Genomic DNA, 19,577 nt, shown 5'->3' with positions numbered 1-19,577 from the left:
CCCGTCCGCAGGCCGGGCCGCCGCAGCCGTACGGCGCGGAGCCGTACCGTACGGAACGCCGTTCGGAGCCGGTGCCCGGACCTGGCTTGCGCGGTCCTCGTCCGGACGGCCCCCGTCCGGACGGCCCCCAAGTCGACTCGGGCCCCGAGGAGTTGCCGCGCCGGACCCGCCAGGCGAGCCTCGCACCGCAGCTGCGCGAGGGCCCGGCCCGTCCGACCGCGCACAGTCGTCGTACGGCCGCCGCCACTGCAGCCGTGGCCTCGGCCGGCCCCGGCCCCGGGTCCGGCGACGGCTTCGGCGCCGCGGGCCGCAGCCCGGAGGAGGCGCGGGCGACGATGTCGGCCTTCCAGAACGGATGGGCGCGCGGTCTGCACCCGGAGGGTCGGCGGGACGGGCAGCCCGCCGACGCTCCGCGGCCGCCGCGGGCGCGCCACCCCCAACCCCCGTCCCGACCCGAAGGAGAGCGTCCGTGATCGCCACCACCCACCGCGCGGGGGAGCTGAACTGGCTCCTCGACGAGCTGGTCCAGCGCGCCCCCGAGCTCCGCTTCGCCGTGATGCTCTCCGCCGACGGCCTGGCCATGGGCACCTCGGCCGGTCTGGCGCGGGAGGACGGGGAGCATCTGGCGGCCGTCGCCTCCGGCTTCCACAGCCTGGCCAAGGGCGCCGGCCGGCACTTCGGTGCGGGTGAAGTCCGCCAGACCATGGTCGAGTTGGAGGGCGGCTACCTGCTGGTCGCGGCGGCCGGGGAGGGTACCTGCCTCGCCGTGTTCACCACGGCCCGGGCCGACCTCGGCCTGGTCGCCTACGAGATGGCCAGGCTGGTCCGCCGGGTCGGGGAGCACCTGAGCGCCCCGCCGCGGACGGTGGGCGGCCGGTGAGTCCGGTGCCCCACCCGTCCCGGGGGCGACATCCCGAGCACCCGAGGGCCGAACCCGACGGTCACCCCCGAAATCCGCTCGCGGCCGCCCACCGGGCCCGCTGGTACGACGACGACGCCGGGCCACTGGTCCGCCCGTACGCGATGACCAGGGGGCGCACCGGGGCCGGGGAGCAGCGCTTCGACCTGATCGCCGTGGTGGTCGCCGAACTCCCCGACCCGGCGCTCGTACCGGACGCGCCCGAGCCGCCGGTCGGCCCGGAACAGGCGCGCATCCTCGCGCTGTGCCGGGGCACCCCGCTGTCCGTGGCCGAGCTGGCCGCCGAGCTCGACCTGCCGGTGGGCGTCGTGCGGGTGCTGCTCGGCGACCTGCTGGCGGCCGGGCTCATCCGGGTCCGCCGTCCCGTCCCGCCCGCCCTGCTCCCCGACGAGCGCATCCTCCAGGAGGTCATCCGTGGACTCCGTGCACTCTGACCACCCGTCCGACCTGCCTGATCCGTCGGTATCGTCCGACCCGTCCGACCCGTCCGACCCGTCCGATCCGTCCGATCCGTACGGCCGGTCCGGTCCGTACGCCGGGTCGGACCCGTTCGATGCCGAGGATCCCGACGACGCCGTGCTGGCGCTCAAGATCCTGGTGGCGGGCGGCTTCGGGGTCGGCAAGACGACGCTGGTCGGCGCGGTCAGCGAGATCCGGCCGCTGCGCACCGAGGAGCGGCTGACCGAGGCCGGGCGGGAGGTGGACGACCTCGACGGCGTGGAGCGCAAGTCGACGACCACGGTGGCGATGGACTTCGGTCGGATCACCATCCGCGAGGGGCTGGCGGTCTACCTGTTCGGCACCCCGGGGCAGGACCGGTTCTGGTTCCTCTGGGACGAGCTGGCCCAGGGGGCGCTCGGTGCGGTGGTGCTCGCCGACACCCGCCGGCTGACCGACTGCTTCCCGGCCGTCGACTTCTTCGAGCACCGGGGCATCCCCTTCGTGGTCGCGGTGAACCGTTTCGCCGGGACACGGGAGTTCAGGCCGGAGGAGGTCGCCCGCGCGCTGGACCTGGACGCGGGTACGCCGGTGCTGTTGTGCGATGCGCGCCACCGGGCCTCGGGCAAGGAGGTGCTGATCAACCTGGTCGAGCACGCGGGCCGGGTGCACGCCGCCCGGCTGCTCGCGGACGTCTCTCCGGTGGGCTGAGGCGGCGGCGGGAGGTGTCGGCGGGCGGACGGCGTGCGGATGACAGCTGACAACTCACAACTAACAGATGACAGCTGACAGATTTCGAAATCTGTCAGCTGTCACCTGTCACCCGTCGGCTCTCAGCGGTTCCGGGTCCGGCGGTTCAGCTGTGCCACTGGAACACGATCCGGGTCCAGCTCGACCCGGGGCAGTTGCCCCAGACCGCCCAGGCCTGCGGCCGCGCGCCGATCCACAGGCCGGTGCTCGACGAGCCGTCGGCACAGTAGGTGATGGTGCGCAGTCGTCCGGAGTAGACGTTGCAGGTCCCCTCCCAGCGCCAGCCGTAGTCGGCGGTGATGACGCAGCGGTAGGTCGCGGTCTCGACGGTGTTCCAGTCCGTGTCGGTCTCGGGGGTGAGGGCCTGGGTCCGGACCGTCGCCGCGGCGGCCGGCAGGGCGGTGGTCCCGAGCACGCCGAGGGCGGCCGTGGCGGCCAGCCCGAACGTGGCGATCTTCCTGGCGATGCAACCTCGCACGGTGGTTCTCCTTGCTCAGGGGTTCTCGTCGGGCGGAGCCGTCCCCGGTCGCCGGGGTGTCCGCGCGGAGGTGAAGTCCCGCTTCCTGTGCGGTTGGTGACATGGTGCACACGAATGACTGCGCACAGTGAGACGACGAACTATGATGTGACCTGTGTCACAAGTCATTCGGTCGGCTCAAGACCCCTGTGGCCAGGGCGGACCGGGTGCTCGGGGTGCCGATTTCCGGGGAGAGCGGCATGGTGGATTGCAGCGGTCGAAGTGCGGGCGGCGGACGGGAAGAGGGCTTCGGTCCGAGTGGGGGTGGCGGTCAATCGGCCGAATTCAACCGGGTGTTCACGGATCTCCTGCCCAGACTCCAGCAGGCGGCGGCCTCCCTCGCCGGCGGTCCGGTCGGCGCCGGGGACGTCGTCCACGAGGCGTACCTGCGGATCGCCCGCCGGCCGGAGCGCTTCCTCGGTCATCCGCAGCCGTACGCCTACGCGTTCACCACGATGGTGAACATCCTGCGCGACCAGTGGCGCCGGGAGCGCCGGCGGGTGTCGATGCCCGAGGTGCCGGAGGTGGGCGACGCCGTCGAGCGGGACCGGGGGGAGTTCGACCCCCGGTCCGGCGGGATGGCCGAGTTGCAGGCGCGCTGGGAGGTGGTCCGCCTGCTGGGCTTCCTGACCGTCAAGCAGGCCCGCGCGGTGGCGCTGGTGGACCTCGACGGCTACAGCGTCGACGAGGCCGCCGAGCTGCTCGGGCTGCACCGCAGCACGCTGGCCGTCACCCGGCGCCGCGCCCACGGCCGACTGCGCGCCGTTCTCCAGCGGGAACGCGAACGCGAGCGGGAGGCGGGGTGCGAACGCGAGCAGGAGCGGGGGTGCGAACAGGAGCGCGAGCGGGAGCACGAGCGGAGCTGAGGGTGCGGAGGTGTGCGGTGGCGGCGGGCGTACGAGCGCCGCCCCGACGCACCGAGCTGACGGCAAGTCAGCTGATGCGCCGCCCCGGCCCGTACCCTGCGAATCGTGATCATCCACCAGCACGGCCGCCTGCGCGCACTGGCCGAGGACGGCCGCTGGCCCGAGCTGCTCGCCGCCTACCGGCAGGGCCGCGCGGCCGCCGTGGCGGAGGCGGGCGAGGAGGCCGCGGCCGTGCTGACCGCGCCGCTCGGCCACCTGATCGCCTACGCGGCGCCGCCCGAGCTGGCCGTCCGGCTGTTCGACCGGGACGGCGGCGCGGGGACGTCCGCCGGAGTGGCCGACCACGACGCCGGCCCGCTCTGGGAGGTGCTGGCGACCCGGCACTCCTGGCTGCGGCTGGCCCCGCTGCTCGGTCCGGTCCCGGTGCGACGGCTGGTCGCGCACACCCGGGCGCTGCTCGGCGAGGACCTCTCGTACGGGGCCGAGCCCGACCCGGAGGGCGTGCCGCTGCGCCTGGAGCCGTGGGAGGCGGCGGGCTGGGACGAGGCGGCCCGGGTACGCGAGTACCTGCCCGGCGGGGGCGCGCGCAGTGCGCTGCTGACCCTGCCGGCCAGCCGGGAGGGCCTGGGCGAGGTGGAGCTGCCCCTGGTGGCGCGGTCGGCCGGACGGCCGGACGGGCCACCGGTCACCCGGGCCCTGGAGGGGCTGGGCGCGCTCGCGCCGTGGGCGGAGACGGCCTGCGTGCGCGGTCAGGCCCCGGCGGCGGCCGCCCTGCTGGCCCGCGACCGGCGGGTGGTCGGCGGGTACCTGCCGTTCGCGCTCGTCTACCCGGCGCTGGTGCGGTCCGCCGCCCTGGAGCGGGCGCGGGGCTGCGCGCACGGGAGGCTGGGGGTGTGGCGGGCGCTGGCCGCGATGGCCGGGGCGGACGGCCTGGACGGCCTGGACGGCCTGGATGCTCCGGACGGTCCGGACGGTCCGGACGGGGCAGGCGGGGTGGACCGGGGCGAGGTGAACGCGCTGGTGGACCGGATGCGCTGTTTCACCTGGCAGGAGCCGTCGGCCGGGCTGCACCATCTGCACGTCGTGCTGGAGGACCCGGCCGGAGGGGTGTCCTGGGTGGTCAGCGGCTCGCAGGACCTGTGACGAGCGGGCCGGAGACCCGTCCGGGCCCGACCGGGAACGTCGGCCGGACGGAAAAACGAGGACCCCCGGTCCGGCGCCGTTTCCGGGGGTTGGTGGGGGCGCCGGACCGGGGGAGTACGGGGGTCGCTGCCGGGGTCAGACCCCGGCGGTGGCCGCGCCCTGGGTGGCGGTGCCCCGGGTGGGGACAGCCTCGGGGGCGGTCTCGGGAGTGGCCTCGGGGGTGTCGGCCGTAGAGCCGTCCGACGCGGCGGCGGGACCGGAGGCCGCACCGTGCGAGTCGACCAGTGTCAGCTCGTCGAACGGCAGCTCACCGGCCAGCACCCGCCGGGCGCGCTCGGCGTCGATCTCGCCGGTCCAGTGCCCGATCAGCACGGTCGCGACGGCGTTGCCCGCGAAGTTGGTGAGCGCGCGGGCCTCCGACATGAAGCGGTCGATGCCGACGATCAGGCCGACCCCGTCCACCAGCGCGGGCTTGTGTGACTGGAGCCCGCCCGCGAGGGTGGCCAGGCCGGCGCCGGTGACCCCGGCCGCGCCCTTGCTCGCGATCACCATGAAGACCAGCAGCGAGAGCTGTTCGCCGAGCGACATCGGCTTGTCCATCGCCTCGGAGATGAAGATCGACGACATGGTCAGGTAGATGGCGGTGCCGTCGAGGTTGAAGCTGTAGCCGGTCGGCACGGTGATGCCGACGACCGGGCGGCTGACGCCCAGGTGCTCCATCTTGGCGATCAGGCGGGGCAGCGCGCTCTCGGAGGAGGAGGTGGAGAGGATCAGCAGGAACTCGCGGCCGAGGTACTTCAGCAGCGCGAACACGTTGACCCCGGCGACCAGGCGCAGCAGCGTGCCCAGCACCACGACGACGAAGAGCACGCAGGTGACGTAGAAGCCGATCATGATGACGGCCAGGCTCTTCAGCGCGGCGGTGCCGGTGGCGCCGACCACGGCGGCCATCGCACCGAAGGCGCCGACCGGCGCGACCCACATGATCATCGACATGACCCGGAAGACCAGCCGCTGCACGTGCTCGATCCCGCGCAGCACCGGCGCGCCGGCCGGGCCCATCGCCTGGAGGGCGAAGCCGGTGAGCAGGGCGACCAGCAGGGTCTGGAGCACCTTGCCCTGGGTCAGGGCGGAGAACAGCGTCTCGGGGATCATCCCAAGCAGGAAGTCGGCGGTCGACTGGGCGCCGCCGGCGGCCGCCTGGGCGTGGCCGGACTTGGCGAGCGCGGCGGTCAGGTGCAGGCCGCCGCCGGGCTCCAGCAGGTTGCCGACGACCATGCCGATGGCCAGCGCGACGGTCGACATGGCGAGGAAGTAACCGAGGGCGAGGCCGCCGACCTTGCCGACCTTCGCGGCCTTGGTCACCGAGCCGATGCCCAGGACGATGGTGCAGAAGATCACGGGGCTGATCATCATCTTGATCAGGTTGACGAAGCCCGTGCCGATCGGCTTCAGCTCCACGGCGAAACCGGGGGCGGCCAGGCCGACCACCACACCCGCGACCACCGCGGCGATCACGGCGATGTAGAGGTAGTGGGTCCGGTCCTTGCGTCTGGGTCCCGCCGCCGCGGCGGCTCCAGTGATCGACATCTGCGGCTCCCTTGCCGTGCAGTCCTGGTGGCCCCGGGGGGATGGGCCGCTCTGACTATGGGCTCCGAGGTGACGGAGGTCACGTTTGCGTTCATAGAGTTCATGAACGGCGCGGGCGGCCCGGATGTCCGACCCGGCTGTCCGGCCCGGATGTCCGGCCCGGAGGCCTGGCCCGCGAACGGTGCGGGCCGGACGGCCCTCGGGGGCGCCCGGGGGCGTGGTGCACACTGGCAGGCATGTCCGAGCGCACCGCCCCCACCGCCCCGCGCCGCCGTTCGCACCGGCCGACGGGCCGCGGTCCCCGGCGGCTGGTCCGCAGCCTGGCCGGGCAGCTGTTCGTCGTCCAGGTGGTGATCGTCGCCGCCGTGGTCGCCGGTGGCGCGGTGCTCGCGTACCTCTTCACCGCCGACCGTGCCGAGGACGCCGCCCGTCGCCAGGTCACCGCGGTCGCGCACGCCGTCGCCGACTCGCCGTCCGTCCGGGCCGCCGTCGGCGCCCCCGACCCGACCGCGGCGCTCCAGCCGTACGTCGAGCAGGTACGGGCCGACACCGGGGTCTCCTTCATCACCGTCATGGACACCGACGGCGTGCGCTGGACCCACCCGCTGCCCGAGCAGATCGGCCGGACCTACCTCGGGCACATCGACTGGGCGCTCGCCGGGCAGACCCGCAGCGAGACGTACACCGGCACGCTCGGCCCGTCCGTGCGGGTGGTCGCCCCGGTGTGGGACGAGCGGCACCGGGTGGTCGCGCTGGTCAGCGCGGGCCTCACGGTGGAGTCGATCTCCGCGCAGCTGAGCGGTCCGCTGCTCGCCCTGGTGGGGGTGGCGGTCGCCGCGCTCGCGGTCGGCGGCGTCGGCACCTATCTCGCCAACTCCCGGCTGCGGCGGCACACCCATGGGATGGGGCCGGACCAGCTGAGCCACCTCTACGAGTACCACCAGGCGACCCTGCACGCGGTGCGCGAGGGACTGGTCCTGCTGGACCGCTCGCACCGGGTGGTGCTCTGCAACGACGCCGCCCGTGAACTGCTCGGTCTGACCGGCGACCTGGACGGTCGACCGGTGGTGGAACTGGGCCTGCCGGAGGCGCTGGTGGCGGCCGCGCTGGGGGAGGAGCCCGTCCGGGACGAGGTGCACCTGACCGCCGAGCGCGTCGTGGTGCTGAACACCTCCACCATCGGCACCGGCCCCGGCCTCGGCCGTGTGGTGACCCTCCGGGACCACACCGAACTCCAGGCGCTCAGCGGGGAGTTGGACTCGGTGCGGTGCTTCACCGAGGCGCTCGGCGCGCAGGCTCACGAAGCCGCCAACCGGTTGCACGCGGTGGTCTCGCTGATCGAACTCGGCCGCCACGAACAGGCGGTGGAGTTCGCCACCGCCGAACTCGAACTCGCCCAACAGCTCACCGACCGGGTGGTCGCGGCGGTGGGCGAGCCGGTGCTGGCCGCGCTGCTGCTCGGCAAGGCCGCCCAAGCCGCCGAACGGGGCGTGGAGTTGACGCTCACCGAGGACAGCCGGATCGACGACGGGGTGCTGCCGCCCGGCCTCTCCGCACGGGACCTGATCACCGTCCTCGGCAACCTGATCGACAACGCCGTGGACGCCGCCATCGCCGGCGCGGCCGAGAGCCCCGTCCCGCCGGAGGTCACCGTCACGGCGCGGATCGCCGGCGGTCGGGACTGCACCGGCGGGGATGGGGGTAACGGCGCCGGGGTGCCCGGCGCCTGCCTGCTGCTGCGGGTCGCCGACACCGGCGCGGGGATCGACCCGGGCGCGGTCGAGGACGTCTTCCGGCGGGGCTGGAGCACCAAGCAGGACGGGCACGGGCACGGGCTCGGGCTGGCGCTGGTCGCCCAGACCGCCCGGCGCAACGGCGGCACCGTCGAGGTCGGACGGGAGCGCGGCGCGGTGCTCACGGTGCGGCTGCCGCTGGCCGGACGGCCGGGCGGGCCGGGAGGGCCCGGTGGCGAGCCGGGGGAGCCCGCCGACCGGCCCGGTGGGTCGAGCGGTCGGGAGCGGGAAGGGGCCCTGGCGTGAACGGCACCGCCCACACGGCCGCCGCCGGGGCGGGGATCTCCGTCCTGGTGGTCGAGGACGACCCGGTGGCCGCCGCCGCGCACACCCTCTACGTCCGGCGGGAGCCCGGCTTCCACGCCGCCGGGACGGTCCACAGCTGCGCCGACGCGCTGCGCTTCCTGGACCGGGCCCGCGCCGCCGGGACGCCCGTCGACCTCACCCTGCTCGACCTCTACCTGCCGGACGGCCACGGGCTCCAGCTCTGTCGTACGCTGCGCGCGGCCGGCCACAGCACCGACGTCATCGCGGTGACCTCGGCCCGCGACCTCGCGATGGTCCGGCAGGCGGTCTCCGCGGGCGTCGTGCAGTACCTGCTGAAGCCGTTCAGCGCGGCCGCCCTGCACGACCGGCTGGAGCGCTACGCCCGCTACCGCGACAGCCTCGGGCGCAGCGGGGAGGCGACCGGGCAGGAGGAGGTCGACCAGGCGTTCGCCCTGCTCCGCACGCCGGAGCGCAGCACCCTGCCCAAGGGGCTGAGCGCGCCCACCCTGGACACCGTCGCCTCGGTCCTGCGCGAGGCGGCCACCGGGTTGTCGGCGGCGGCCGCGGGCGCGGCGGCCGGGGTATCCCGGATCACCGCGCGGCGCTACCTGGAGCACCTGGTGGAGACCGGGTGCGCGGTGCGGGAGCCGCAGTACGGGAGCGTCGGGCGGCCGGAGCTCTGCTACCGGTGGCGGCACCGGGCCTGAGGAGCCGGGCCTGAGGCACCGGACCTGCGGGGCGGGGCCCGACCGTCGGGTTCGGCCGGCGCGGGCCGGGCCGTGACCTTTCCGCGCGGCGCTCGTTGGAGGAACCGGGGGAGGTTCACTCACTCGGGTGGTTCTGGGACCCCGAGGGCATTCAGCCAGGTCAAGGGCAGTAAAGTTAGGCTTACCTAACTTCCCCTGGGGGTTTCTCGTGTCGCTCGCTGCCGTACCCGTCCAGGCCGCCTCCGGAGCCCCGGCCGCCGGTGAAGCCATCCTGCGCCGTCAGCGCGTCCGCGAGTCCGCAGCCAGAACCTACGCCCGCTCCTTCCCGATCGTCCCGGTCCGCGCCCACGGCATGACCGTCGAGGGCGCCGACGGGCGGCGCTACCTGGACTGCCTCTCCGGCGCCGGCACGCTCGCCCTCGGCCACAACCACCCGGTGGTGCTGGAGGCGATCCGCCGCACCCTCGACAGCGGCGCCCCGCTGCACCTGCTCGACCTCGCCACCGCCGAGAAGGACGACTTCACCAGCGCGCTCTTCGAGAGCCTGCCCCCGGAGTTCGCCGCCCGCGCCCGGGTGCACTTCTGCGGACCGGCCGGGACGGACGCCGTCGAGGCCGCGCTCAAGCTGATGCAGACCGCCACCGGCCGCTCCGGCGCGCTCGCCTTCACCGGCGCCTACCACGGCATGACCGCCGGCGCCCTCGCGCTCACCGGCAACGTCGCGGTCAAGGAGCCGCTGCCGAGCGGCGGCGAGGTCGCCCGGCTGCCCTACCCGTACGGCTACCGCTGCCCGTTCGGGGTCGGCGGCGAGGCGGGCGCGGACCTCGCCGCGACCTACGTGGAGCGGCTGCTGGACGACCCCTCGGGCGGTGTGGTCGCGCCCGCCGCGATGATCCTGGAAGCCGTCCAGGGCGAGGGCGGGGTCGTCCCCGCGCCCGACGGCTGGCTGCGCGCGATGCGCCGGATCACCGCCGAGCGCGGCATCCCGCTGATCGTCGACGAGGTGCAGACCGGAGTCGGCCGCACCGGCGCGATGTGGGCGATCGAGCACAGCGGCATCGTCCCGGACGCGATGGTCCTCTCCAAGGCCATCGGCGGCAGCCTGCCGCTCGCCGTCGTCGTCTACCGCGAGGACTACGACGGCTGGCGGCCCGGCGCCCACACCGGCACCTTCCGCGGCAACACCCTCGCCATGGCCGCCGGGGCCGCGACGCTGCGCCACGTCGCGGCGAACGGGCTGGTCGAGCGGGCCGCCGTCGTCGGCGAGCGGATGGCGGCCCGGCTGCGCGAACTCGCGGCCGAACTGCCGGTGATCGGCGACGTGCGCGGCCGGGGGCTGATGCTCGGGGTCGAACTGGTCGACCCGGCGGCCGAGCCCGACGCGTGCGGCGCCCGGCCGGCCGACCCGGCGCTCGCGGTGCGGGTCCGGGAGGCGTGCCTGGCGCGGGGGCTGATCGTCGAGCTCGGCGGGCGCCACGACGCGGTGCTGCGACTGCTCCCGCCGCTCACCATCACCGACGAGCAGGTGGCGGCGGTGCTGGAGCGGCTGGCGGAGGCGATCGCGGCGGCGTCCACGGGCGGGCCGACGGGTGGTTCGGCGAATGGTTCGGCGGGCGCGCCGACGGTGCGGGGCAACCGGTGAGCGGGCCCGGATCCGGCCCCGTCGGGCTCCCCCGGGACGGCGCCGCCACCGACGCCCTGGCGGGCGGCGCGGCCGGTCCTGGCGCGCTCGGACCGCTGCTGGCCACCGTCCTCGACTCCCTGGAGACGGGCGCCGCCATGCGCTCCGGACCGGTGCCGGCGGGCAGCCCGGCCGAGATCGCCGCACTCGTCGACGAGGCCCTGGCCACCGACGACGGACCCGGCGCGCTCGCCCGGCTCACCCAACTGCTCGCCTACGGCGCCGCCGACCCCGCGGACCCGGCCTGCGCCGCGCACCTGCACTGCCCGCCGCTGGCCGTCGCCGCCGCGGCGGACCTCGCGGTCAGCGCCCTCAACCCCTCCCAGGACTCCTGGGACCAGGCCCCCGCCGCCACCGCCCTGGAGAGCACGCTGCTCGCCGAGATCGCCGGGCTCGTCGGCTACGACCCGCAGCGCGCCGCCGGCGTCCTCACCTCCGGCGGCACCGAGTCCAACCTCATGGGGCTCATGCTGGCGCGCGACCAGAAGCTCGACGGCATCGTGGAGCTGGACGGCATCCCGGCCGGCGTCCGGCCCTGCATCCTCGCCTCCGAGGCCGCGCACTTCTCCGTCCAGCGCGCCGCCGCCCTGCTCGGCCTCGGCGAGCGGGCCGTCATCCCCGTCGCGGTCGACCGCGGGCTGCGGATGCGGGAGGACGAACTGGAACGGGCGATGGCCGAGGCCAGCTGGGCCGGACGGACCCCGATCGCCGTGGTCGCCACCGCGGGCACCACCGACACCGGAGCCGTCGACCCGCTCTCCGCCGCCGCCGACCTCGCCGGACGCTACGGCGCCTGGCTGCACGTGGACGCCGCGTACGGCGGCGGGGCGCTGCTCTCCGACCGGCTCGCCCCGCTGCTCGACGGCATCGCCCGCGCCGACTCGGTCTCCCTCGACTGGCACAAACTCGGCTGGCAGCCGGCCGCGGCCGGGGTCTTCCTGGTGCGCCGCGCCGAGACCTACGTCTCGCTCGCCCGCCGCGCCGAGTACCTCAACCCGGTCGACGACGAGCAGGCCGGCTACCCCAGCCTGCTCGGCCGCTCGCTGCGCACCACCCGCCGGGCCGACGCCTTCAAGCTCGCCGTCACCCTGCGCACCCTCGGCCGGGACGGACTCGGCCGGCTGGTCGACTCCTGCCACGACCTCGCGCTCGCCGCGGCCGACGCCGTGCGCGCGGACCCGGCGCTCGAGCTCTACGCCGAGCCGGTGCTGACCGCCGTCCTTTTCCGCTACCGGCCGCCCGGCGTGACGGACGAGGCCGCGCTGGACGAGGTGAACGGCCGGCTGCGGCGCCTGCTGCTGCGCACCGGCCGGGCGGTGGTCGGCCGCACCGAACTCCCGGGCGACGGTCCGGGCCGGGTCCGGTTGAAGCTCACGCTGCTGAACCCCCACACCACGGTGGGGGAGGTCGGCGCGCTGGTGCGGGAGGTGGTGGGCGCCGGCCGCAAGGTCGCGGGCGAGCGGGCCGGGTAGGGCCGACGGGGGTTCCGCGGGGGCTCCGGGCGGGCGGGCCCCGGCGTCAGCCGGCGAGGAGGATCGACCGGGTGAGCTCCCAGGTCTCGGGGTCGGCGGCGACCAGGAGGCCGTCCTCGCAGCCGGGGGCCTCCGGGCGGTACGGGGTGCCGTCCGGGCGGGCGGAGACGCCGCCGGCCTCGGTGACCAGGAGGGAGCCCGGGGCGTGGTCCCAGGGGAGGGTGCGCCAGTAGAGGAGGAAGTCGAAGCGACCGTCGACGACGTCCGGGTACTCGATCCCGGCGGCGTGCCGGCCGGGGGAGATCTCGCCGAAGGCCGCGATGTTGTCCTGGAGCCGGCGGCGGTGCGCGGCGTCGAGGTAGCGGCTCTTCACCGAGCCGCGCAGCTTCGCGACGTCCTTCGGCGCCGGGGGTCGGGTCAGGCGCACGCCGTCGCGCCAGGCGCCGGAGCCCAGCTCGGCGCAGTAGGCGGTGGCGGTGGCGGGCTGCCAGATCCAGGAGGCGACGGTCCGGCCGGAGCGGACCAGGGAGCACATCACGGCGTACTCGGGTCTGCCGGCGACGAAGTTGGCGGTGCCGTCCACCGGGTCGACCAGCCAGGCCGCCGGCTCGTCATGGAGGGCCAGGGCGAGCGACGGGTCGGCGGAGACCGCCTCCTCGCCGACCACGGGGACGGGCAGCAGCTCGTGCAGTCGACGGGCGATGATCGCCTCGGCCTCGCGGTCGGCGACCGTGACGATCTCGCCGGGGGCCTTCTCCATCACCTCGCCGGCGGCCAGCGCCCGGAAGCGCGGCTCCACCACCTCGGCCGACGCCTCGGCGAGTATCTCCGCCACCTTGTCCATCAGCACGTTCGCGCTCCCTTCGCTGCCTACCACTCTCCCACGAGCGGAGGAAGGGGGCGGCGGCGGTCCGGGGCGGTGGAACGGCTGACGGCCTACGGTTGATGGCTGACAGATAACAGCTGACAGATTTCGAAATCTGTCAGCTGTTCGCCCCCGGCCGTCGACGGCCACTTTGGCGCGTCCACGCCCGCGGCCTTCGGGCCACTTCGACCGGCGGGACCGGTGAGCCGACCGGTGGAGTTGGGCATGGTCATCGAGCGCGGTGATGCGTTGTAAGGTGAGCCTCACCTTAATCGATCATGCGGAATCGATCTCGGGAGTGCCCATGGTTCCCGGAACACCCCTGCCCGTAGCACCCTGCGCGTCCTCCGCGCTGGTCGCCGACTACCGGCGGCTGCGGGAGCTCTGCCCGGTGCTGGAGCTGCGCCTGCTCGACGCCGCCGAGCCCGCCCCGGGCGCCGCCGACGACTGGCGCTCCGGAGCCGAACTCGCCACCGACGAACGGGCGCTGGCCGCCGTCCTGGCGGGCGCGGAGGCCCGCATCGCCGACGAGCACGGCCGCGCTCCGCGACCGCACGTCACTGCCTCCCGGCTGCTCCACCACTACGTCTGGTCGGCCTGCCTGCTGATCGCCGGCCCCTGGCACCTCGCCCGCCGGGTCCCCGTCGTCGACCCGGCCGACCTCTGGCTGCACGCCCCCACCGGCGCGCTCGCCCTGCGCCCGCGCGGGTACGTCACCCTCCCCGGCGACGACGAATTGCGCGCCGAGCTGCGGGCCGCCGTGGTCGCGCACCTCGGGCCGGTGCTCGCCGCGTTCGCCGGTCCCACCCGGCGCCGCGACCGGGCGCTCTGGGGCATGGTGACGGACGATCTGGCCTCCGCCCTCTGGTACCTGGGGCGGATGCTCGGCGAGGAGGGTGCCATCGCTGCCGCAGGGGAGGGCGGCGCCGTCGCGGTCGCCGAGGAGTACGCCGCCGTCGCCGCCGCCGAGGCCGTCCTGCCCGGCGGCACCCTGCCGCTCCCCGGCGGCGCCGACTTCCGCCGCCTGCACACCCCCGACGGGCGCGCCCACCACACCCGCACCCGGCTCGCCTGCTGCCTCTACTACGCGGTCGGGCCCGCGGCCACCGCCTGTCTGACCTGCCCGAGGACCTCCGACGAGGAGCGGCTGCGGCGGCTCTGACGGTCCGTCCACAGTCGGGTCGCGCAGCCTGGTTCGCTGTCAGTGGCATCGGCTATGGTCGCCGACATGATCGATTCCACCACGCGGGTCCGGATCGCCCGCCCCTCGCGTGACATCGCGGCGGCCGAGCGCTTCTACGTCGACGCCCTCGGCCTCGCCGTGCAGTGGCGCAGCACCGAGCGGGTGTCCGGCGAGCACGACCTGCTGATGGTCGGCCCGCCCGGCGGCAGTTGGCACTTCGAGCTGACGCACGACCCGGAGCGGCCGCTGGAGCCCACCCCGACGGTGGACGACCTGTTCGTCGTCTACCTCGGCGCCCCGGTGGACGAGGCACTGGTCGCCCGGCTGGAGGAGGCCGGCGGCACCCGGGTCGCGTCCCACAACCCGTACTGGGACGAGCACGGCGTGACGATAGCCGACCCGGACGGCTACCGGCTGGTGCTCTGCTCCCGCACCTGGGGGGCCTGAGCCTCAGGCTCCCGGGGCGCCCGGTCGGCCGTACCCGTTCCGATCCCCTCGCGCTCCGCGGGGCCGGGCGCACGTCCTCCGGCCCCGCCGGGCAGCACCGCCACGCCCCGGTCCAGGTCCACGCCGAAGTGCGGCGGCGCCCCGGCCTGTTCGTCGTCCCGGAGCGCGAGCTGCTCCCGCTTCTGCTCGACCTGTACCTGCTTGCCCGGGCTGAACAGCGCGTGCAGCTCCTCCAGCCCGCCGGCACCCGTCCCCACCCCGGGCCCGCGCCGCCGCGGCCGCGACGAGGACTCGTCCTGGACCTGCCACACCGCCAGCAGCACCAGCCCCAGCACCGCCGCGACCGTCGCCGCCACACCCACGATCCACCCCATGCCCGCTCAACGCGCGCACGGGGCCACGGCGTTCCCCCCGGGTGCACACGTGGGCGCGCCGCGGGTACGTCGCGGGTTCGACGCGGCCGCACTGTGGCGTAAAGCGCACGGGCGGGCGGCGGGTCCACCGGATACGCTGCCGGACGAATCGGAAGGAGCACCCTCACCATGCTCGTGCGCGGAACCCTCGTGGACATCCCGACGGCGGACGGCACCGCCGACGCCTACCTCGCCCACCCCGACGACGGCCGGGCCCACCCGGGCGTCATCCTCTTCACGGACGCCTTCGGCCTCCGGCCGCACGTGGAGGGCATGGCCGACCGGCTGGCCGCGGCCGGGTACGCCGTACTCGCCCCCAACCTCTTCTACCGCGCCGGCCGCGCGCCGGTCTTCGACCTGCCGGAGCGCATCGACCTGGAGCAGGCCGACGAACTCTTCGGCCGGATCTTCCCGCTGATCGAAACGCTCACCCCGGACGCGAACTCCCGCGACGCGGACGCGTACCTGCGCTGGCTCGCCGAGTCCCCGCTGGTCCAGGACGGCCCGGTCGGCCTGACCGGCTACTGCTTCGGGGCCATGCTGGCGCTGCGCGCCGCCGCCAGCCACCCGGACCGGATCGCCGTCGCGGCCGGGTTCCACGGCGGCAGGCTCGCCACCGACAGCCCGGACAGCCCGCACCTGGGCGCCGACCGGATCACCGCGGAGCTGTACTTCGGCCACGCGGACGAGGACCCGTCGCTGCCGCCCGAGCAGATCGACCGGCTCGCCGCGGCCCTCACCGCCGCCGGCGTCCGGTACCGGGCGGAGGTCTACGCCGGCGCCCCGCACGGCTACACCCAGGCCGACACCAACCGCTACGACGCGGTGGCGGCCGAGCGGCACTGGGAGGCGCTGCTCGGGCTGCTGAAGCGAGCCCTGCCCGCCTGAGGGGCTGTCGGAGAACTGTCCGGGGCCGGTCTGATGATTACCTGAGACCGGTCCCGGACAGGTCTGAGGACTGCCCGAGGCCGCTCGCAGGCCGGTCGGAACCAGGCCCGGGGGAACGGGGCCGAACGAGGGATCCAGGGGGACGGCACATGAACACCAGTCAGGGCACGCGGGGAAAGCCCGCCGGGCCGGGTCTGCGGAGTGTCCAGGAGGCCGTCGCCCGGGCGCTCGGCGAGCACCTGCCCGGCGGCGTGCGCACCGGCGAACTGGACCGGGACGGACGGGCGTTGCGCTGGGTGGAGGCCGGCCGGGGCGGCGCCGTGCCGGTGGTCCTGATCGCGGGCGCCGGGACGTCGGCGCTCACCTGGTCGGCCGTCCTGCCCGAACTCGCCCGGTACGGGAGGGTCGTGGCGTACGACCGGGCCGGGCTGGGGGCCAGCGAGCCCGAGAGGTCCACCGCCCCGACGCTGAACGGCCAGCTCGCCGACCTGGCCGCCCTCGTGCGGCACCTGGACGCGGGACCGGCCCTCCTGGTCGGGCACAGCTGGGGCGGTCAGCTGGCCCAACTCCTCGCCTGGCAGCGGCCGGAGCTGGTGGCCGGGCAGGTGCTCGTGGACCCGGCGCACGAGGAGTTCCAGCCGCGGTCCATCCAGGTCGCCGAGGCCGTGCTGAACCGGCTCTGGCTGTACCGGCTCTGGCTGTACCGGACGGCGCTGTCGCCGACCTCGCCCGAACCGGAGGAGCCGCTCGCCCGGGCCGAGGCGGCCGTGATCGCGCACCGGCACCAGCGGCGTGCCCTCCTCGCCGAACTGGGGCTGACCGCCGCCGCCGTCCCCGAGCTCCGTCGTCGCCGCGCCGGGGCTCCGCCGACCGAGGCGCCGCTGGCCGTCCTGAGCGCGACCCGGGGGCTGCCCAGGGCGATGCGCGTCCGCTGGACCGCCCTCCAGGCGGGCGTCGCGAGGAGCGCCGTCCGGGGGACGCACGGCACGGTGCTCGGTGCCGGTCACGCCATCCAGACCGACCGGCCCCAGGCGGTCGTCTCGGCCGTCCGGGAAGTCGCGGACCGTGCTCGATATTTCCTCAAGGACTGACAACTCACGCCCAATTCCTTTTCGGACCTGCACGACTGAGTCCACGACACCCTCTGGCACACTGTGTGCCGACGACCCGCGGGGGTGGGGTCATGACACGGGGGAGCAGGGGTATGAGCGGCGCGGGCACCGTGCTCGGCGGGCGGTACGAGCTGGTCGAGAAGATCGGCGGCGGCGCCATGGGCTCGGTCTGGAAGGCCGAGGACACCGTGCTGGCGCGCAGGGTCGCGGTCAAGATCCTGCGCTCGGAGCTGCTGGAGGACGACACCTCCGCCCAGCGCTTCCGCCGCGAGGCCCAGCTGGTCGCCGCGGTCGACCACCCCGGTGTGGTGGGCGTCCACGACTACGGCGAGAGCGGCGGGGACGGCGAGGAGCGCTGCGCCTACATCGTCATGGAGCTGATCGACGGCCGTCCGCTGGACCGGGTGCTCAAGGACACCGGACCGATGGGCGTCGAGCGCACCCTCGACCTGGTGGCCGGAGCCCTGGACGCGCTGCACGCCGCGCACCAGCGGGAGATCGTCCACCGGGACATCAAGCCGTCCAACCTGATGGTGCGTTCGGACGGCCGGGTGGCCATCACCGACTTCGGCATCGCCCGGGCGCTCGCCAGCACCAAGCTCACCGCCCCGTTCGCGATCATCGGCACCGCGCTCTACATGTCCCCGGAGCAGGCCGAGGGCGTGAACCTCGGACCGGCCACCGACCTGTACTCGATCGGCGTGGTCTGCTACGAACTGCTGGTCGGCGAGCCGCCGTACTCCGGTGACGGGCCGCTCCAGATCGCACTCAAGCACGTCAACCAGCCGGTGCCGGAACTGCCGGACACCTTTCCGGCGCCGGTACGGGCACTGGTCGCCCGGGCGCTCGCCAAGAAGCCCGAGGAGCGGTACGCGGACGCGGCGGAGATGGCGAGGGCGGTCCGGGCGGCGCTCGCGGGGGAGGGCTTCGCCGGCGGCGGGCAGACGCCGGGGAAGGCCGGCGCGGCCGACAGCGGGACCCTCCCGCTCCGGCCCGGTGCGGGCCCGGCGGCCGAGGGCGGTGCCGCGGAGCCCGCGAAGGACGGTGCTGCGGAGCCCGCGAAGGACGGTGCGGCGGGGCCGGCCCAGGGCGGCGCGGCCGTGGCGCTGGTCAAGGGCGGGGCGGTGGTGGTGCCCGCCGCGGGTGGCGCCCCGGCACCGGACGAGGTGGCGAAGGTGGAGCCGCAGGCGCAGACCGAACCCGGTCGGCGGCGGTCCCGGCGCACCCTGCTGGTGCCCGTCGTCATCCCCGTGGTCATCTCGATGGGCACGGCGACCGTCCTGCTGGTCGACCGCGGGGCCGGCGGCACCGACGCGGCCCAGTCGCCCGGCGCCCAGCCGACCGTGGTGGTCACCGCCCCCGTGACCCCGGGCACCGCGACCTCGGCGCCCGCGACCACCACCGCGCCGACCACCCCGGCGCCGACCGACACCCCGGCGGCCACCCCGGGCCCCGACCAGCCGGCTCCCGGCGCCGCCCAGAACCAGCCGCAGGTCCCCGTCCCGCCGGTGCCGGCCGCCGGTGGTCAGGGCGGCAGTGGCGGTTCGGGCGCCTCGGCCGGTTCGGGTGGTGCCCGGACCGGTGGTACGGGCGCGGCCGCCGGCGGGGCGTCGTCGGCCGGTCAGGGGAGCCAGCCCGGCGGCGGCAACCCGCCCAACCCGCCAGCCAATCAGAACCCGCAGCCTCCGGCTCAGAGTGCCAACGGCGGGACCACCAGCGTCCCGCAGAGCCCGCCCCGGCCCGCGTCCTGCGGCGGCACCAGCTGGAGCACCATCGTCAGCGCGAAGGACGGCCGCGCGATCGGGATGCGCGACGACAACCTGAACGGCGACAACCCGATCGTCGTCGGCGGTCACGCGCAGTACGGCTGGGTGCGCTCGACCAACCCCGGCATGTGGATCCTGTTCAACGCCTGCAACAACGGCGGCCCGCAGCTGGTCCAGACGATGGACGGGAGGGTCGTGCTGAGCAACGGCCTCAGCTTCCTCACCAACTGGACGATGCGCACCGGCAGTTCGGCCGGCTCGTACACGCTGGGCGACTACCAGAACCAGTCCTGCATGACCAACAACGGCCCCGGCAGCGCCGTCACCATGGTCTCCTGCACCCCCGGCAACGCCGCCCAGGAGTGGCGGCTGCAGTAGGGGCCCGCCCGAGGCATGAGAACTCGCGGCGCGGGGTGCGCGAGCGGCCTGTGAGGCTGCCGGTGACCACCACCACCGCCCCGTGAAGGAGGAGCCGTGGGCTCCAGCGCAGCCGTGCCGTCGCTTCCCTCTGCTGCCGTCCCCCGACTCGCGCGCAGGGAGGTGGTCCTGCGGTCCGGGCGGTGACGGTGACGGTCGGCTGACTAGCAGACGACCTCCCGGTGTTCAAGGGGGTCGAGGTGGCGGGACCTCGCCACCGGCGTGTCAAGGAACCGTATGGAGTCTTCTACACACATGTAAAAGTCGATCGACGGCCGGCCGGGCCCGCTCGTCGGGTCGGCGTGCGGCGGGCGGCGGGTGGATTCCCGTAGGTGCAGGCGAC

At 75.1% G+C, this 19,577-nt stretch carries 18 protein-coding genes; 14 read left to right on the top strand and 4 right to left on the bottom strand.

Annotation, left to right across the window (positions count from 1 at the left end):
* Window positions 1–469: 469 nt before the first annotated feature.
* The 3 genes from ACFRQN_RS14665 (at window position 470) to ACFRQN_RS14655 (ending at window position 2,068) form a co-directional block, all read left to right on the top strand.
* Entirely contained in the window at window positions 470–880 is a 411-nt protein-coding gene (locus ACFRQN_RS14665) for a roadblock/LC7 domain-containing protein (RefSeq protein WP_049651863.1), read from the top strand.
* 125 nt (window positions 881–1,005) lie between these two features.
* Window positions 1,006–1,353 carry a DUF742 domain-containing protein gene (locus tag ACFRQN_RS14660; protein ID WP_049651866.1) on the top strand — a complete coding sequence of 116 codons (348 nt, stop codon included), beginning with the start codon at window positions 1,006–1,008 and terminating at the stop codon, window positions 1,351–1,353.
* A gap of 142 nt (window positions 1,354–1,495) precedes the next feature.
* On the top strand, window positions 1,496–2,068 hold the full coding sequence (locus tag ACFRQN_RS14655) for an ATP/GTP-binding protein (RefSeq protein ID WP_049651867.1): 573 nt from the start codon (window positions 1,496–1,498) through the stop codon (window positions 2,066–2,068).
* Window positions 2,069–2,213: 145 nt separating this feature from the next.
* On the opposite strand, the gene ACFRQN_RS14650 is transcribed toward ACFRQN_RS14655, so the two are convergent.
* Window positions 2,214–2,585: a hypothetical protein gene (locus tag ACFRQN_RS14650; protein ID WP_375873393.1), complete on the bottom strand. Its 372-nt coding sequence runs from the start codon at window positions 2,583–2,585 to the stop codon at window positions 2,214–2,216.
* Between the two features lie 332 nt (window positions 2,586–2,917).
* Here ACFRQN_RS14650 and ACFRQN_RS14645 point away from each other — a divergent pair, with 332 nt between their 5' ends.
* Window positions 2,918–3,490 carry an RNA polymerase sigma factor gene (locus ACFRQN_RS14645; protein ID WP_063780162.1) on the top strand — a complete coding sequence of 191 codons (573 nt, stop codon included), beginning with the start codon at window positions 2,918–2,920 and terminating at the stop codon, window positions 3,488–3,490.
* A gap of 105 nt (window positions 3,491–3,595) precedes the next feature.
* Window positions 3,596–4,633, top strand: a complete 1,038-nt coding sequence (locus ACFRQN_RS14640; protein ID WP_380740673.1) for a hypothetical protein — start codon at window positions 3,596–3,598, stop codon at window positions 4,631–4,633.
* Between the two features lie 135 nt (window positions 4,634–4,768).
* On the opposite strand, the gene ACFRQN_RS14635 is transcribed toward ACFRQN_RS14640, so the two are convergent.
* Entirely contained in the window at window positions 4,769–6,223 is a 1,455-nt protein-coding gene (locus tag ACFRQN_RS14635) for a cation:dicarboxylate symporter family transporter (protein ID WP_079272447.1), read from the bottom strand.
* Between the two features lie 236 nt (window positions 6,224–6,459).
* On the opposite strand from ACFRQN_RS14635, the gene ACFRQN_RS14630 reads away from it, so the two are divergent.
* From ACFRQN_RS14630 to ACFRQN_RS14615, 4 genes are all read left to right on the top strand, one after another.
* Complete coding sequence (locus tag ACFRQN_RS14630; RefSeq protein ID WP_380740671.1) at window positions 6,460–8,262, top strand: ATP-binding protein; 1,803 nt, start codon at window positions 6,460–6,462, stop codon at window positions 8,260–8,262.
* Window positions 8,259–8,990, top strand: coding sequence for a response regulator (locus tag ACFRQN_RS14625; protein ID WP_117491070.1), 732 nt, complete (start codon window positions 8,259–8,261; stop codon window positions 8,988–8,990). The genes ACFRQN_RS14630 and ACFRQN_RS14625 overlap by 4 nt, the downstream gene beginning before the upstream one ends.
* A gap of 208 nt (window positions 8,991–9,198) precedes the next feature.
* Window positions 9,199–10,632, top strand: coding sequence for a diaminobutyrate--2-oxoglutarate transaminase (locus tag ACFRQN_RS14620; protein WP_380740669.1), 1,434 nt, complete (start codon window positions 9,199–9,201; stop codon window positions 10,630–10,632).
* Complete coding sequence (locus ACFRQN_RS14615; RefSeq protein WP_234348391.1) at window positions 10,629–12,143, top strand: pyridoxal-dependent decarboxylase; 1,515 nt, start codon at window positions 10,629–10,631, stop codon at window positions 12,141–12,143. The genes ACFRQN_RS14620 and ACFRQN_RS14615 overlap by 4 nt, the downstream gene beginning before the upstream one ends.
* Before the next feature lie 46 nt (window positions 12,144–12,189).
* Here ACFRQN_RS14615 and ACFRQN_RS14610 read toward each other — a convergent pair whose 3' ends face one another.
* Window positions 12,190–12,987, bottom strand: a complete 798-nt coding sequence (locus tag ACFRQN_RS14610) for an inositol monophosphatase family protein (protein WP_049651877.1) — start codon at window positions 12,985–12,987, stop codon at window positions 12,190–12,192.
* Window positions 12,988–13,312: 325 nt separating this feature from the next.
* Here ACFRQN_RS14610 and ACFRQN_RS14605 point away from each other — a divergent pair, with 325 nt between their 5' ends.
* A complete protein-coding gene (locus ACFRQN_RS14605; protein ID WP_380740667.1) occupies window positions 13,313–14,170 on the top strand; it encodes a (2Fe-2S)-binding protein in 858 nt (285 codons plus the stop codon).
* 66 nt (window positions 14,171–14,236) lie between these two features.
* The gene (locus ACFRQN_RS14600) at window positions 14,237–14,638 is read left to right on the top strand and encodes a VOC family protein (protein ID WP_074004433.1); all 402 of its coding nucleotides are present in this window, start codon (window positions 14,237–14,239) and stop codon (window positions 14,636–14,638) included.
* Here ACFRQN_RS14600 and ACFRQN_RS14595 read toward each other — a convergent pair.
* Window positions 14,599–15,012 carry a DUF6191 domain-containing protein gene (locus tag ACFRQN_RS14595; RefSeq protein ID WP_380740665.1) on the bottom strand — a complete coding sequence of 138 codons (414 nt, stop codon included), beginning with the start codon at window positions 15,010–15,012 and terminating at the stop codon, window positions 14,599–14,601. The genes ACFRQN_RS14600 and ACFRQN_RS14595 overlap by 40 nt on opposite strands.
* Before the next feature lie 168 nt (window positions 15,013–15,180).
* Here ACFRQN_RS14595 and ACFRQN_RS14590 point away from each other — a divergent pair, with 168 nt between their 5' ends.
* The 3 genes from ACFRQN_RS14590 to ACFRQN_RS14580 all read left to right on the top strand — a co-directional run bounded on the left by ACFRQN_RS14590 (window position 15,181) and on the right by ACFRQN_RS14580 (window position 19,195).
* On the top strand, window positions 15,181–15,939 hold the full coding sequence (locus ACFRQN_RS14590; RefSeq protein WP_074004258.1) for a dienelactone hydrolase family protein: 759 nt from the start codon (window positions 15,181–15,183) through the stop codon (window positions 15,937–15,939).
* Window positions 15,940–16,088: 149 nt separating this feature from the next.
* A complete protein-coding gene (locus ACFRQN_RS14585; RefSeq protein ID WP_380740663.1) occupies window positions 16,089–17,030 on the top strand; it encodes an alpha/beta fold hydrolase in 942 nt (313 codons plus the stop codon).
* 113 nt (window positions 17,031–17,143) lie between these two features.
* The gene (locus ACFRQN_RS14580) at window positions 17,144–19,195 is read left to right on the top strand and encodes a serine/threonine-protein kinase (protein ID WP_380740661.1); all 2,052 of its coding nucleotides are present in this window, start codon (window positions 17,144–17,146) and stop codon (window positions 19,193–19,195) included.
* The last annotated feature ends 382 nt before the right edge of the window (window positions 19,196–19,577 follow it).

It is taken from the genome of Kitasatospora sp. NPDC056800 (assembly GCF_042789775.1).
In the GTDB taxonomy this organism is placed as follows: domain Bacteria; phylum Actinomycetota; class Actinomycetes; order Streptomycetales; family Streptomycetaceae; genus Kitasatospora.
Note: the sequence above shows the minus strand (reverse complement) of the source record. Positions and strands in the feature narration are given on the sequence as shown.

What these genes read in the sequence shown, in the direction of transcription:
- ACFRQN_RS14600 (WP_074004433.1), top strand. Translation starts at nt 14,237, where the DNA reads ATGATCGATTCCACCACGCGGGTCCGGATCGCCCGCCCCTCGCGTGAC.
- ACFRQN_RS14635 (WP_079272447.1), bottom strand. Translation starts at nt 6,223, where the DNA reads ATGTCGATCACTGGAGCCGCCGCGGCGGCGGGACCCAGACGCAAGGAC.
- ACFRQN_RS14585 (WP_380740663.1), top strand. Translation starts at nt 16,089, where the DNA reads ATGAACACCAGTCAGGGCACGCGGGGAAAGCCCGCCGGGCCGGGTCTG.
- ACFRQN_RS14605 (WP_380740667.1), top strand. Translation starts at nt 13,313, where the DNA reads ATGGTTCCCGGAACACCCCTGCCCGTAGCACCCTGCGCGTCCTCCGCG.
- ACFRQN_RS14595 (WP_380740665.1), bottom strand. Translation starts at nt 15,012, where the DNA reads ATGGGGTGGATCGTGGGTGTGGCGGCGACGGTCGCGGCGGTGCTGGGG.
- ACFRQN_RS14580 (WP_380740661.1), top strand. Translation starts at nt 17,144, where the DNA reads ATGAGCGGCGCGGGCACCGTGCTCGGCGGGCGGTACGAGCTGGTCGAG.
- ACFRQN_RS14630 (WP_380740671.1), top strand. Translation starts at nt 6,460, where the DNA reads ATGTCCGAGCGCACCGCCCCCACCGCCCCGCGCCGCCGTTCGCACCGG.
- ACFRQN_RS14610 (WP_049651877.1), bottom strand. Translation starts at nt 12,987, where the DNA reads ATGGACAAGGTGGCGGAGATACTCGCCGAGGCGTCGGCCGAGGTGGTG.
- ACFRQN_RS14590 (WP_074004258.1), top strand. Translation starts at nt 15,181, where the DNA reads ATGCTCGTGCGCGGAACCCTCGTGGACATCCCGACGGCGGACGGCACC.